The sequence below is a fragment of the Salipiger sp. PrR007 genome (genome assembly GCF_010499845.1).
GTDB lineage: Bacteria > Pseudomonadota > Alphaproteobacteria > Rhodobacterales > Rhodobacteraceae > Salipiger > Salipiger pacificus_A.
This window is the reverse complement of record NZ_JAAGOZ010000054.1, coordinates 1-13,762: the sequence shown is the minus strand read 5'-3', so window position 1 is coordinate 13,762 and position 13,762 is coordinate 1. Positions and strand designations below refer to the sequence as shown.

The 13,762-nt window shown below is 58.9% G+C and carries 13 protein-coding genes; 7 read left to right on the top strand and 6 right to left on the bottom strand.

Annotated features, from left to right (window positions below; genetic code table 11):
* The first annotated feature begins 40 nt into the window (after positions 1-40).
* Together G0Q01_RS20570 and G0Q01_RS20565 are read left to right on the top strand one after the other, a co-directional pair.
* Positions 41-1,177, top strand: a complete 1,137-nt coding sequence (locus G0Q01_RS20570; RefSeq protein WP_164213810.1) for an NAD(P)/FAD-dependent oxidoreductase — start codon at positions 41-43, stop codon at positions 1,175-1,177.
* A gap of 22 nt (positions 1,178-1,199) precedes the next feature.
* Positions 1,200-1,559 carry a RidA family protein gene (locus tag G0Q01_RS20565; RefSeq protein ID WP_164213809.1) on the top strand — a complete coding sequence of 120 codons (360 nt, stop codon included), beginning with the start codon at positions 1,200-1,202 and terminating at the stop codon, positions 1,557-1,559.
* A 345-nt stretch (positions 1,560-1,904) separates the two neighbouring features.
* Here the strand turns inward: G0Q01_RS20565 and G0Q01_RS20560 are convergent, their stop codons facing one another.
* From G0Q01_RS20560 to G0Q01_RS20550, 3 genes are all read right to left on the bottom strand, one after another.
* The gene (locus G0Q01_RS20560; protein WP_164213808.1) at positions 1,905-2,333 is read right to left on the bottom strand and encodes a thermonuclease family protein; all 429 of its coding nucleotides are present in this window, start codon (positions 2,331-2,333) and stop codon (positions 1,905-1,907) included.
* Between the two features lie 10 nt (positions 2,334-2,343).
* Positions 2,344-2,523: a hypothetical protein gene (locus G0Q01_RS20555; RefSeq protein WP_164213807.1), complete on the bottom strand. Its 180-nt coding sequence runs from the start codon at positions 2,521-2,523 to the stop codon at positions 2,344-2,346.
* A 663-nt stretch (positions 2,524-3,186) separates the two neighbouring features.
* A complete protein-coding gene (locus tag G0Q01_RS20550) occupies positions 3,187-5,136 on the bottom strand; it encodes a hypothetical protein (RefSeq protein WP_164213806.1) in 1,950 nt (649 codons plus the stop codon).
* Positions 5,137-5,451: 315 nt separating this feature from the next.
* Here G0Q01_RS20550 and G0Q01_RS20545 point away from each other — a divergent pair, with 315 nt between their 5' ends.
* Positions 5,452-5,991, top strand: a complete 540-nt coding sequence (locus G0Q01_RS20545; protein WP_164213805.1) for a recombinase family protein — start codon at positions 5,452-5,454, stop codon at positions 5,989-5,991.
* Positions 5,992-6,118: 127 nt separating this feature from the next.
* Positions 6,119-6,847, top strand: coding sequence for a ParA family protein (locus tag G0Q01_RS20540; protein WP_164213804.1), 729 nt, complete (start codon positions 6,119-6,121; stop codon positions 6,845-6,847).
* 304 nt (positions 6,848-7,151) lie between these two features.
* On the opposite strand, the gene trfA is transcribed toward G0Q01_RS20540, so the two are convergent.
* The 3 genes from trfA to G0Q01_RS20525 all read right to left on the bottom strand — a co-directional run bounded on the left by trfA (position 7,152) and on the right by G0Q01_RS20525 (position 10,869).
* On the bottom strand, positions 7,152-8,144 hold the full coding sequence (gene trfA / locus G0Q01_RS20535) for a plasmid replication initiator TrfA (protein ID WP_235940297.1): 993 nt from the start codon (positions 8,142-8,144) through the stop codon (positions 7,152-7,154).
* 275 nt (positions 8,145-8,419) lie between these two features.
* On the bottom strand, positions 8,420-9,964 hold the full coding sequence (gene mobV, locus G0Q01_RS20530; RefSeq protein ID WP_164213802.1) for a MobV family relaxase: 1,545 nt from the start codon (positions 9,962-9,964) through the stop codon (positions 8,420-8,422).
* A gap of 350 nt (positions 9,965-10,314) precedes the next feature.
* Positions 10,315-10,869: a hypothetical protein gene (locus G0Q01_RS20525; protein ID WP_164213801.1), complete on the bottom strand. Its 555-nt coding sequence runs from the start codon at positions 10,867-10,869 to the stop codon at positions 10,315-10,317.
* Positions 10,870-10,972: 103 nt separating this feature from the next.
* Here G0Q01_RS20525 and G0Q01_RS20520 point away from each other — a divergent pair, with 103 nt between their 5' ends.
* The 3 genes from G0Q01_RS20520 (at position 10,973) to G0Q01_RS20510 (ending at position 13,691) form a co-directional block, all read left to right on the top strand.
* The gene (locus tag G0Q01_RS20520; protein ID WP_164213800.1) at positions 10,973-11,230 is read left to right on the top strand and encodes a helix-turn-helix transcriptional regulator; all 258 of its coding nucleotides are present in this window, start codon (positions 10,973-10,975) and stop codon (positions 11,228-11,230) included.
* A gap of 324 nt (positions 11,231-11,554) precedes the next feature.
* Positions 11,555-12,505, top strand: coding sequence for a LysR substrate-binding domain-containing protein (locus tag G0Q01_RS20515; RefSeq protein WP_203595107.1), 951 nt, complete (start codon positions 11,555-11,557; stop codon positions 12,503-12,505).
* A gap of 229 nt (positions 12,506-12,734) precedes the next feature.
* The gene (locus G0Q01_RS20510; protein WP_235940296.1) at positions 12,735-13,691 is read left to right on the top strand and encodes an ABC transporter substrate-binding protein; all 957 of its coding nucleotides are present in this window, start codon (positions 12,735-12,737) and stop codon (positions 13,689-13,691) included.
* The last annotated feature ends 71 nt before the right edge of the window (positions 13,692-13,762 follow it).

Sequence of the window (13,762 nt, the reverse complement as noted above, 5' to 3'; positions counted from 1 at the left end):
CATGACCCGCTCAGCATAATCCAAGGTGGGTCACTTCTCGATGGAAACCCCGGGTCAGTTCTGGGTGGAAATCAACAACCTGTCCGATGACGGCGTCATCGACTATGTCGCCGACGGAAAGTCCCGGACTATCGAGGCGTCCCATGTCGTGATCGCGACCGGCGCGATGGAGCGGCCTTTTCCGATTTCCGGCTGGACCATTCCTGGCGTGATGGGGGCGGGCGCGGCGCAGATAATGCTGAAGGGCTCGGATGCCCGTCCTGCGGGACCCGTCATCCTCGCAGGGTGCGGCCCGCTGCTCTATCTGTTGGCGTGGCAGTATCTTCAGGCGAAGGTGCAACTGGCAGGGCTTGTCGATACCACTGCCCTCTCCGCTTATGTCTCGGCACTGGGCAAAATCCACGGCGCGGTTCGCGGGCGGAAGGACCTGATCAAGGGTCTCGGCCTAATCTCCCGCATTCGGATGGCAGGGGTGCCGATCTATTCCGGTGCCTCGGCGCTGGAGATCTTGGGGCAGGAGCGGGCTGAAGGGCTGCGGTTCCGCCATAAGGGCAAGTCGCGGGAACTGTCCGCAGGGCTGATCTTGCTCCACCAAGGCGTCGTTCCCAATACGCAGCTCAGTTGGTCGCTGCGTGCCAAGCATCACTGGGACAGCGGGCAGCTGTGCTGGGTACCAGTCACGGATGACGCCGGACGGCTGGCCGATACGAATATCTACGTTGTCGGTGACAGCCGCCGCATCGTCGGCGCGCTTGCCTCGGCGGTGCAGGGGCGACTTGCGGCGCTGGCGATCCACGAACGCAATGGCGGGACGGTATCGCCTGCTCGCAAAGCGGATCTGCATGCCCAGTTTGCCACACATACGGCACTTCGCCCCTTCATCGACAGGCTGTATCGCCCGTTGGACGAGCACCGCATTCCTGCCGACGATGTCATCGTCTGCCGCTGCGAAGAGGTGACGGCCGGTGATCTGCGCGGCTATGTCGATTTGGGCTGCTTGGGCCCGAACCAGGCCAAAAGCTTTGGTCGCTGCGGTATGGGCCCCTGTCAGGGCCGCCTTTGCGGTCTGACCGTGACTGAAGTCATAGCATCCGCCCGCAATGTCGGGCCGGACGAGGTCGGATATTACCGCATCCGCCCCCCCATCAAGCCGATTCATCTTGGCAGTTTCTATTGATCACCTCCCAAAAGGAAAAAACATGAGAGATATCACCCGCATCGAGACCGACCCCCGCCGCAGCCGCGCTGTAGTCTATAATGGAGTTGTCTATGTCGGCGGCATGACGGCCGAAGACCGCAGCCTCGACATCGCCGGGCAGACAAAGCAGACGCTGGAAAAGATCGAAGGCTATCTGGAAAAAGCGGGAACGGACAAAAGCCGCATTCTGACCGCCCAGATCTGGATCAAGGACCTAGAGCGCGATTTTGCAGCGATGAACGAGGTCTGGAATGCTTGGACGGCACCTAATGCTGCGCCTACGCGCGCTACAGCGCAATGCGAAATGGGTGCTCCTGACGTCCTAGTCGAAATCATCGTGACCGCCGCCACAAAGGGTTGACGTAGCGCACCTGCCTGTTTCTCGGCCGACTAAGAGCCAGACCTTCCCACAAGTCGCCTCGCTATCCCTCGCTGTGTGATGGCGCGTCCAGCTCGTCGACATGCAAGGCCCGTCCCCTGGGCCGGGATCGGGCTGGAAAGCTCTGGCCTTTGAGGAATGAGAGAGCCGCGCGGGGCGCGCGTCTCGCATGAGTTCAGGAGACAGCCCGGGGGATCGACGGGCTGCGCCCGCTCACCCCCGCCCTGACATGATCCATTTTTGTGTCCGCCCAACAGACCTGCCCCGGAAAGTCAAAAGACAAGCGCCGCCTGCGGCGTCGTCTCCGCCGGGGGCCGTGTCCTCGCGCTACGCGCTGCGGGCCGCACCACCCCCCGGCTCCGATCCTTTGAAGTCAGTCGCGATGGCCCAGCCCTGTTGAACAACCCAATAGCTCAGGCTCAGAGCGCCGGTTTCGCAGTCCGCCACGGCCCGCCCGTAGCGGTCATACTCTTTGACGAGGCACATGACGGATTTGCCGTTGACCAAGCGCGCGAGCTCTTCGGCGGCGTATCGCCCGCAGGGCCATTCATCGCCCGACCGATCCTTGCAGAGTTGATCCTTTTCTACGGAGTCGATGCCGATCAGGCGCACCCGCGATCCTGCGATTTCCAGCGTGTCGCCGTCGATCACACGCCCCTGCCCTTCGATGGTTTCACCAGTGCCACTGGTCAGAGGCCGGAATACCTCTCGGGCTTCTTCTATTTCATCAGCCATGCCGATGAGGATTGCGACCATCAGAATCGCGTCAACAGCAGCGCCCGGGCCGAAGCGCCGCTTCCAGAATCTCGATGCGGGGTCGGACTTGTGGAAGGCCGAGATCGGGCACCCCTATGTCGATCTGATCGGCCAAGACAAACTTGACCAGCTCAAGGTTTACTTCCAGCAGCGCCATCTTCTCGCGCACCAGCAGGGAATCGTAGATCAAGACTACATTGATCGAAGCGGGGACAAGACCTACGCCCCAGGGCAACGCCTTCTAATCCGAGATTCCGCTGTACGAGAGTTTGCCGACCTGATCGAAGAACTCAGCTACGAGCTGACGAAGAAGGTAGGGCCATAAACGGTGTGTTCTGTCCCGGTCAGAAACCCATGACAGAACGGCGCCCTGGCATCCTGCTCCAAGATCGATAGTGAACTGTGCCAGATCCGGGGACTAGGTCAGGCCAGATATTGACGTAGCGGGAGCGGCTGCCCATCTTCTTCGGTATGGACAAACGGTTCCCCCCCTCACCCTCACCGCGCTCAGTGCGAAGGCTTGCGGTCGTCCTCGTCGTGGTGGCGAGCGGCTTCGTCGCCGCCGCAGACACTGGCCAAGCACAGCAACGGCTCGAACGCATCAAGGATGCTGCGAGGATCGACTTTAACAATGCGTCGCGGCCACCGACGTACTCATCACCAGCGCCACACTTAAGCCCAAAGGGTCTCGGCACGGTACAGGTGCCTCCGACCAAGCCACCCAGAATCGTGATCGACGAGGGTCCGCCGTACAAGCCGGTTTCGAGGAATACCGGCCTGCCGGTCCATCAGCAGTTCAATTCGGTGGCTAACCGCTTCTGATGGCGGTCGGCCACCGACTTGGTATGCGGGATCAGGGCAGGCGCATCCGGCTTGTGGCGACCACGCCGATGGCCATCCCGAACAGCGCATCCTCCTTCGCTCCCGCGAGCGTCTCGCGCCAGGTTTGTAGGGGGGGTGCACTGACAAATGCGTATGTGACCTCATCGAGGCCCTGCATGACAATGATCCCATTGCGGGATGCGAGAAAGCGAAGAACACTCTTCGAGGCCTGCCGCTTCAAGAGCGTCTGGGCACCGAACTTGGCGGCACGCCCAGTCACTCCGACCACCATCCCCGACAGTTCGCCGAAAAGAGCGGCATCCGGACAGAACTGTCGGATCATAAGCATCTTTCCGTAACCGGACGGCGTGAGCTTCGCGGGCCCTCCGAGCAGGACGGTGTTGAAGAAAGCAAAGGTGCCGGGCCATTCGATCGGGCAGCCTCGAAAGACGGCTGGGTTCCAGAAGGGCAGAGCTACCCGTGTCTCCCCACCAACGGTGATCTCGAGCGGCGTGGCGACGGCATCAAAGCGCGGCGTATTCTGGTCGATGCGCCGCAGGACGCGATGGATGTCGGAGGTGCTGAAGATCGGCACGCCGGCGAGGTGCGTGACCACATCGCCCTGGTAGAGGCGAGGCCTGAAGCCGTGCGGCAAGGTATCTGAAAGGCCGCAGATCTCGATGCCTATCTGCAGTTCCGCGAACGGTGTCTCGCTGCAGACGCTGACCCCAAGCAGGATTCCCGGCCTCGTATCGGACGGGTCCTTTGCACGGTCGCGTAGGGTGCCCGCAAGGGCCGTAACGTGGCGTGCGCGGCCTTCGGGATCGTCGATGACGCTCTCGGGGATCAGCGCCGTGAGTTGCGGGTCGTAGGCCTCCCAGAAGGTCCTGCGGACCGCTCGAAGCGTAGAGGGGGACGTAGGCACAGACGCCCAGGCGTCCCCGAGTGATCCGAGCTCAAACGAGTCATGTTGTGCACAGCCAGCAAGTGGCGCAGCCGACAAGTCAGCCATCGCGGCGCAAGTCCAACGGCGATCGCCTTCTGCGGGGCGGATGTTGGTGAGGAGCTTCCAGCTCGCCTCGAAGTTGGCCAGCGTCTCGATCTCTCGGAACGCTGGGTCGCCGCGGTCCGGAGCAAAACCCACGAAGACCGTGGGGCGCTCTTGGTGATGGCCCAAGGATACAAGTTCGCACGATCCTGCATCGACCCTCACCTCGCGCATGGCCATTGGCGCAGACTCGAGACGGACGATGAAACGTCCGTCGTAGGGCGCAGTATTACACAGCCCTGCCTCGAACCGATCGATGAAGACCAAGTCAAGAAGCGGCTTTTCGATGTCGCCGGCAGAGCCCGCGACGACGAGCGTTTGGCTAGCCAGAGCCTTGTTGCGAGTAGCAGCCTTCACGACTCTGCGAGCCGCAGCTTCGATTTCGGAACCGTCGCACGTCAAGCTAAATGCCGGCCTTGAGTCGGACGGCAGGCTGTCGCACGCGGCAGCAAGATGGCCAGCGGCCTCGCGAAACCGGTCGACGTTGTTCAGCAGGCTCGCATCACTGAGGTTCCGCTTGGTGGCATCGCAGCCGCTGACACGACCGACGCAAGCGACAGTATCGATCAGTTCTGCCTCGATGTTGCCGAATCGAATGCTGGTCCTGTCAACCGTGCGGGACGCGAGCGCACCTTGCAGAAGCAGCGGAGAAGACTGCTGCATCGCCTCGCGAAATGGCGTTCCTGCGTCCGTCCGAAGGAACTCCCTCCGGTCATTGCGGCTCGCGTCTTCGTCTTCGGCTTGGAGCGATGACGAGAGCCAAGCGTTAGCTTCGGAGAGGATGGGATGTGCCTCTGCAAGGCGAGATGACTCTAAGACCATCCACTCGACCTGCCGGTCAAAGACTCTCCCCCGCGCGATGAATGCTGCCACAACAGCAAGGCCGAAGCAGGTGAAGACGAGAGCCCAGCGGGCTCCTTTGTGTTCCGGCATCAGCTTCATCCCCAAGATACTGCCATAAGATGCGGCGGGCCCCGAACATAAATCACGCCGATCGTGCTTCGCACAAAGCGATACATGCATAAGCGTGCTGCAATGACGGGCATTTCCCAGTTCATTCGCCGGCATAGAGGACGGCGGGGCATCCGACTGCTCAAGGTTTGACATGCCAGAGACGGGCGACCGATTGGTCGAAAACGGTCGTTTCTGTCCCTTCCTAGACACACATGGCGGACCAACAAGTTGCGCGGGACTAAAACTCCGGACAAAACCTTTGCCGTTTTGGGAGGTTTTTGTCATGATTCAGGCATGATTTTAGGTTACGCCCGTGTCTCAACCGAAGACCAGAAGCTCGACGCCCAGACCGACGCCCTGACGGCGGCCGGCGCGGAGCGCATCTTCGCCGAGCGCAGCAGCGGGTCTGTCCGCAACCGCCCCGAGCTGGACCGCCTGCTCGACCAGCTGCGCGCCGGTGATGTCATCGTGGTGACGAAATATGACCGCTTGGCGCGGTCGCTTCGCAACCTGCTGGAAATCGTGGAAGCCATTGCCGAACGCGGGGCCGGTTTCCGGTCGCTGGCCGAGGATATCGACACGACGACACCGGCCGGCCGGCTCATCTTCCACGTCTTCGCCTCCATCGCTCAGTTTGAGCGTGAGCGTATCTCAGAACGCACCCGCGAGGGGCTAGCAGCGGCGAAGAAGCGCGGCCGCACTGGTGGCAGGCCCCCTGCCCTCACCGAAGATCAGAAGATTGAGGTGCGTCGTATGCGCGACGTGGAACGCCGGCCCTTGCCCGACATTGCCGCCCTGTTCCGCGTGAGCACCAAGACCGTGCGGCGGGCTTAGACCCGCTGTGTCAGGGGCTTCAGGCATTGGATAGATGGATTGAAGGATGAAATAGCTAAAAGTAACTTTAGAGTTAGAGATATAATTGGAGTTGACTTTATCTTTAAATTCCTCTTACATGGTCCGCATGTATGTCATTACCTTCGCAAACCCAAAGGGCGGTTCGGGGAAAACGACGTCCGCCATGCTTCTGGCTGAGCAAATCGCTCTTTCGGGCGGACGGGTTTCTATTCTCGACCTAGACCCGAACGCCAACATCCTTGCGTGGTCAGAAAGCAGGAAAGCGGACGGGCGCGACGTGCCCTTTTCGGTTTATGCGCGCCCTCAGGCCGAGGACACCGTTGAGCTGATCGATCAGCTTTCTGGTGAGACGGATTACCTGATCATCGACTTGGAAGGGTCGAAGGATCAGATCGTCACCTTCGCGCTTTCTAGGACAGACCTTTGCATCATTCCGCTCGATGGTTCGCCCATGGAGGCGAGGCAGGCGGCGGCGGCCGTCCGGCTCGTACAAACCACATCGAGCATGATCCGTGCGCCCATTGCATACTCGCTACTGTTCACGAGGACCAACGCGGCCTTCCAGACCACGGATGAGCGCGACGTGCGGCAGGAGATGGAGATCAACAACATCCCGACGCTGCCGACCCGCATTGCAAAACGCGCACCCTATACCCGCATTTTCCGTGATGGCGTGCTTCTTTCGGAGTTGCCGGGCATCGTCACGGACGAACACGAAGGCAAGACAGCCTCTGTTACGGACAAGGCCATGAAACAGGTGGTCGCGGCTATCGAGAACGCCCGTGATTACGCTCAGGCTGTCATTCATGCACTCACGAAAGAGAGGGCTGCATGAGCAAGTATGGATTTGGTGGCGGGATTGAGCTCCCAAAGCCCTCCGAGTCTTCGAGACCACGGCCTCATGTTGAGCCGAGTTCGGTTGAGAAAGCTGTTGAGGCTGGAAAAACCTTGGGTTTTGTTAGCCGGGAAGCTTCTACGCGACTGAAGCCTGGTCCAAAGCGGAAGGAGCCACAGGACAAGGTCTCTATTCCGGGGCCAAAACGCGTTGTCGATGAGTTTCGAGCATTTTGCCGAGAGCGCGATCTCACACTCTGGCAGGGGCTCGAACTGCTCCTTTCAGAAAAGCGTCAGGGTCCACGTTAAGGTCGGCCGCGTTTCTCGAAGACCTTTTTACAGAACCCGATGAAAGCAGCATTGGGGTTGCGCGGCGGTTCCGTCATCCAGTCCCGCCATTCCTGTTCAAGCACATACACATCCCATCCCGGCGCGACTGCCCGTGCGTCATGATAGGCTTCTGGGTCGAGCCGTATTTGAGGGAGGATAGGGGCCGCGTGTCTGACCTGATCGCTCCGGCGATTGGTGAAGATGACCATGTCACCTTCCACCCGCACAGCGTAGTCAGGCATATGGGCGTGTTGCCCGTCCTGGCGTACGATACTCATGACCAAGCGGCGAAACTCTTTTGGTGTAGAGCAGGAGCCGCACTTGGCTTGTAGCTTCGCCAGTCCGATCTTCCATTCCTGCTTCGCTCCGCAATGTTTTCGGGCGAGTTCATAGATGCGCCGCTCCAACGGCTTGCGCAGACGAAAATAGTCGCGGTGCAGGGTCAGCACCTCGCGATGGCGAATAGCGTTGAACACCCAATCCGAGAGCCTGATCTCCACTTCCTGCATCCGTCCGTCGCGCGTCTCACGGACGATCTTGAAGCGATCAATCAGGCCAAAGCCATCAAACTCTTCCTTGCCGCCAGTAATAAGGTTGGTGGTGATTACGGTGCCCTGAAGGCGCTCCAAGGCTGCACGTAGCTGTTCGTACCCTCGCCCGTCCGTTCCACGGTTTGTGGCTTTCAGCAGCTCATATGCTCTAAAGCGAATGGTCGGGCTGACTTCGCGATCTTCATTTAACGCCGCGATGCACTGGCTGATGCAGTAAATCAGCACATCACGGTCATGGACCGTCGCCAGCCCCTTAACCGAAGGCGTAATCTCGACAAAGTTTGGACCGTTCTCATATCGACGAATTCGCCGGTCTGGCTTGGTCGAGATTGAAAATATCGGGTGCTCCATCGACGCCATGTCACCCTTGGGCGCAGCATCAAAAATATCGCAAACAAAGAAGTCTGCTTGCTGCATCCGATCCGGTAGGAGCGGAGATCGAGAGTTCGTGTTATCACCCACCATAAGTGCACATTCGTGCTTTCACCCACCAAGATCAAGCGTTTCGTGCTTTTACACACCAAGTTTCGTGTTATCACCCACCGGATTTCGTGCTTTTACACACCAAGGAAACGGAAATATTATTTAAACTCAGTTAGATAGCGTGGACTGAACGGAGCGTAACACAGAATCTAACACATATTTAACACTTACGAGGATCACACGGCCTGTGGATAAGTCATCGTAACGGATCAGTGCCGAAGCCCTGGATCCTGATGTTTAGGTCCATCCTCTGCATCAGAGAGCCGCTCAATCATGCCGCGACGGACGCCAGCACCGACATCAACGTCCGCATGATCAAAGTAGGCCAGCGCTAAGTTGAGCTGTTGCTGCTGAGAAAGATGATCACCAAGGATGTCTTCCAGTACTGTCTCGTCACCCCGCTTGAGGGCAATCAACTGATCTTCTGAAAGGGCGCCCTCGATTTCCGCCTGGAATGCCAAACAGTCTTCTCGGCTGGTGAAGGGCGGGTTCACTCGATCCTGTGCCAGGTGAGCAAGAGCTTTCTGAACATAGGGCAGGGCGCGAGCCTCGATCGCAATCCGTACCGGGTCTTTCCGTTTCGCCACCTTGCCATCCGCCATGGCATCCAAGGTCAGGTCCAGCGCCCGATCGAACCGGACCTGCTCTTCGGTCATCGCGGTGCCGTCAGGAATGACCCGGTCATAGATGTCCACGATCTTATCGATCCGAGCTGGTGAACCCGCAGCGTCCTTGAGGACGCCAAGATCACCATCGAGAATTTTCCCTTCCAGATCGGCATAGGCTTCGAGGGCAGCGTTTGCCTCGGCCCCCTTGTCAGCCAGTTCCAGGCTCGACACCAATCGCGACAGCGTTTCACGGGCTGCGTCGAGCTGGGTCTTGTAGCTCTGCTGCAGCGACTGAAGAGACTGGATCATCGACTGCGCCGTGTTCAGCTTCGCATCCATGTCGAGCTTTTCTTCCCGCATCTTCATCTGAAAGCCACGGAGCGCGTCTGTGGCGGCCTCTGTGGCCCGTGCATGCCAGTCGGCGTCACTCTCCTTGCCGCCACGCAGGAGAGAGCCTCTGACGCGCTCAGGGAGGGCCACAGCGTCTTCACCGGACATGTAGGCCCCATAGACCCGCTGCACGCGCTCGTGCCGCGCTGTGGAGCCCTTGATGCCCCGCCGAAGGCCATGCTTCTCGCTGACCTTCTCAGCGAAGTCTGTCTGGAGATCGGAAAGAGCCTTCTTGTTCCCCACGAACGAGCGGCAGTTCAGCTTGCCTCTGCCATCGAGGGGGATGGTCATCACCGTCATGTGCGGGGTGGTCTCGTCGCGGTGGACCATCGCTGAGAGGACGTTTTCCTTGCCGTGCCGGTTCTCGATCCAGCCAAGCGCATCCCGGAAGTACGTGTCCTGCTCCTCCCTGGTCATGGCTTTCATCTTCGCGGGCGAGCCACCGATGAAGTATTCCAGACCGTGCACGGCGTTCTTCCTGATCTTCTCGGGAGCCCGATCCTTCCACGCTGCCAGCACGTCCTTGCTGTTGTCGCCACCGACCAGGATCGTGTTGTCGCTGGTCCTGTCGGGATCGGCATTCGGGGTCTCCCGCTCCCGGAAGCTATGCTGAAGGCTGGCCCCCATGTTGCCGAGCGTTTTGATCTTCGCAGTCCGCATGATGCCGAAGGATTTCCCCTCACCGTGAAGGCCTTGCATGCTGCCCCGGACCTTGGACCAGCCTTCATCAAGGAGCTTGCGGGGTTCTGCGGACATGGGAGCCTCCGTTTGAAGGAAGTGAGTATGTGTACTCACTAGACAATTTGATTCCGCGTCGCGCAACCAAATTGTCGTTCGCCCGCCAGAGGGCGGGAGAAACACATACTCACTTCCTTCAAACGGCCTGCCGAACGGCAGGCGATCACCCCAAAACTACGGGAGTGAAGACAGATGGGCAGGGTTTGCAATGGCGTGAAATCTGGTCGCCTATTCCCGGCTGGAAGCGCCGCTCAGGCTGTCCTGTACTTGTCGCCTGCCGTGCAGACTTGGCGCCGATGAAACCTTGGCATTCGCAGCAATTTCCGGATCGGGCCTCCGATACTCGGAGGTCTCCGGCCCGACCCGGTTCAGCCGTCACCCCACAGCTCGTCCATGAACCCCTTCTGGTCGAAGTCGGGATCAACCGGCCCGATCTTGGCGGTAAGTCTGCGGGCTATCTTCCGGCGCGATGTCTTGAGCATGGGAAGGGGAACCTCGAAGACCTGGGTTGGCTCTCTGGGCATCTCAGGGCACCAGCCCCATGCGAACCGGCGATCAAGTTGCGATAGAGCATCTTCGCCAAGCGAGCCCAGATAGCCGCAGGTCACGACCCGTTCGCTGTCGGGAAGCTCGTGGCCGGTCGTGAAAGAACGGCTGTCCGATAATCCTGATCCAGGGGCCATCTGCTGGTCCAGATTTTTCACGGCGGCGCTGCCCTCAGACGTCAGGCCGATGCCCTCGAACTCTCTGAAAGGGAGGTGCCGGGTTTCGACACGAATTCGCTCCGGTTCTGCAAGGCCGGCGGCGACCAGATGCCGGGCGGCGTCGATGTCGACATAGCCACGGCTGTTCAGTTGCATCAGGGCTTGTCCTGTCTTGTTGAGCTTGGTCAGGATCATTGAATGCTGAAGGGGCTGGCTCATGGGGCGTCTCCTTGAAGCTGGTCTGAAATACGCTGATTTATCCATTTTTTAGATAATCTGAAAAGCAGATTACCGCTTGCGCCCAAAGAGGTGGCGCAGCGACATGACGAAGACGATCAGAAGCACAGGTCATGTGGCTTTATGTGAGGCGCTGGTCGACGCCCGGAAAGCGGCAGGCCTGACGCAGGCTGGAATGGCCGAGCGCCTTAAGTGCCATCAGTCTCTGGTTGCCAGAATCGAGAGTGGAGAGCGCCGGATTGATGTCGTTGAACTGGTGGTTCTTGCCCGTGCAATCGGTGTTGTGCCGTCCGTGATCCTGGAACAGGTCGCGGATGCGACAGAGACAGATCATCGGATCTGACTTCATCTTCCCAAAAGTATCCTCGGGGGAGCGCCGTCAGGCGTGGGGGCAGACAGCCCCTTTGCAAAAGAACAAAAGATGAATACCTTCATGCCATTTCGTTGAAAATTGAGCTGATGTATTCTATATATGGTGGCCTTGTTGGCTCGAATCATCAAGATGAGCCAAGTCCGAAAGGCGCGTCTTGTCCGAGCATGAATATTCAGTTGTAGGTCACAGCCGATCCAAGATCGGTATGTACATAGCCTTCTTCGCGGGAACGATTGCCGGTGCCATAGCTGTTGGAGCGGGCCTTCTCATGACTGTAGCGCGTGATGCCGGATTATGCTGCGCACACGCGCGCAACCTGCAACATCTGAGACCTTCATGCGTTTTTCACATATCGAAGCCTTTCGAGCGGTGATGTTGAGCGGCTCGACCACGGCTGCTGCAAAAACCCTTCATACATCGCAGCCGAATATCAGCCGATCAATCGCCCAGTTGGAACAGTCGACCGGTCTGCGCCTGTTTGACAGGATGCCAGGTCGCATCGTGCCGACAAACGACGGGCTGGCCTTTTTCAAGGAAGTACAGCGAAGCTTCACCGGTCTTCTCTATCTGAAGGACGCGGCAAATCGCATCAGGCGCTTCAGTGGTGGGTCGCTGTCGCTCGCCGCCGTGCAGATCTTGGCAATGAGCCTCGTTCCCCGCGCCGTGAAGGAATTGTCTGCCGAGTTTCCCGAATCGAGCATTTCCATCAATATCGGCCACTCATCCGCCGTGGAACAATGGGTGGACGATCAGACATGCGATGTTGGCATGGTCTCGCATGTGAACGATGCCTACGGCTTGAAGAGCGAAAAGCTCTACGAGGTGGATGCCGTTTGCATCATGCCAAAAGACCACCACCTGACCAAGCACGCTGCCGTTTCACCAGAAGATCTGGTGGACGAACCTTTCATCTCTCTGCCGCAGAACGAGTTCGGTCAGTCAAGTCTGGAAGAGGTGTTCGAGAATGCGGGCGTGCTGCGACAGGTAAGCATAAGGACTTCTTACAGCCTTGTGACCTGCGCCTTGGTTGCGCAGGGCCTTGGGGTTGCCATCGTTAACCCTATCGCGGCCCTGGAGCATCGTGGCAAGAACATCGTCACCCGTCCGTTCCATCCGGCCGTTAAGCATCACGGATATCTCGTCTATCGCCCCGACCGGCAGGACGATCGCATGATCCTGCGACTGTCGGCCCTCCTGAAAACCATCATCGAGCGTGAGCTGGAGGTTCTACTCGGTCAAAGCTGAGCAAACACCCAAGTCCAGAATGATATAGCTATCCCTTTGATGTGCGCCCTCTGACATGCTCTTTTCTGGGTTTGAGTGAGGCGAAAGATGTCCAGGTATATATCATTTTTGCATTAACCTACCTGATCTTTCGATTTGCTCCACCTTTCCTGGCCTCATAACGTCTGGTTCATCGCTTGTGCTGCACAGCGCCACCTGACGATGAAAAGAAAAATAGCAGGGAGCTATCATGAAACGAATTAGCGCACTCGCCGCCTTGGTGGCGTCCGTCGCGGCGACACCCATTGCCGCACAGGAGACGATGTATTTCGCCGGCTACTCGGGCGACTTCCAGACGATGTTTGAGGCCGAAATCGCACCGGGTTTCGAAGCCGACAACAACGTGGACATCGTCTTCGTGCCCGGCAACTCCAGCCAAACGCTCGCCAAGCTGCAAGCTCAGAAAGGCAATCAGGAGATCAGCGTAGCGCTTGTGGATAACGGGCCGATGCAAATGGCCGTGCAGTTTGGTTTGTGCGAAAGCGTCGCCGACCCCGCAAGTTATGGCGAGCTTTACGACATGGCAAAGCCGGAAGCGTTTGGAGGGAATGCCATCGGGATTGGTCTTGTCGCGACCGGCATCACCTACAACACCGAGAAATTCGCCAGTGAGGGGTGGGACGCGCCGACATCGTGGAACGACCTCACGGACGAGAAATTCGACCAGCGCGTCACCTCCAACCCGATCAGTGGCACTTTTGGGCTGAATGCGCTGCTGATGTTCGCGCGCATCAACGGCGGTAGCGAGGAAAATATCGAGCCCGGTTTCGACGCGATCCGCGAGAACCTTGCCCCCAAGGTCGTCACCTGGTCGTCGTCAAATGCTGAAATGGCGCAGTTGTTCCAGAACGGGGACATCGACCTGAGCGTTTGGGGCAGCAACCGTGCCGTCGCATTGAAGAAAACTGGCTTTCCGGTGGAATTCGTCTATCCTGAGGAGGGCGCTCCGGCGATCATCGCATCTGTCTGCGCCGTTGCAGACGGCCCCCAGCCGGAACTGGCGCAGAAACTGCTTCAATATCTCGTATCTCCCGAAATTCAAGCGAAGCTTGCAACAGAGGGTTTCGGGCCGACGAACAGCACCACGACCCTTGACGGCGAACTTGCGGCCGAGGTGCCGTTTGGCGAAGAGCGTTTGTCGTGTTGATTTCCACCCAGAACTGACCCGGGAGAGCGCGTAATTTCCATTGAGATTTGACCCATGTGACCCTCCCCGCG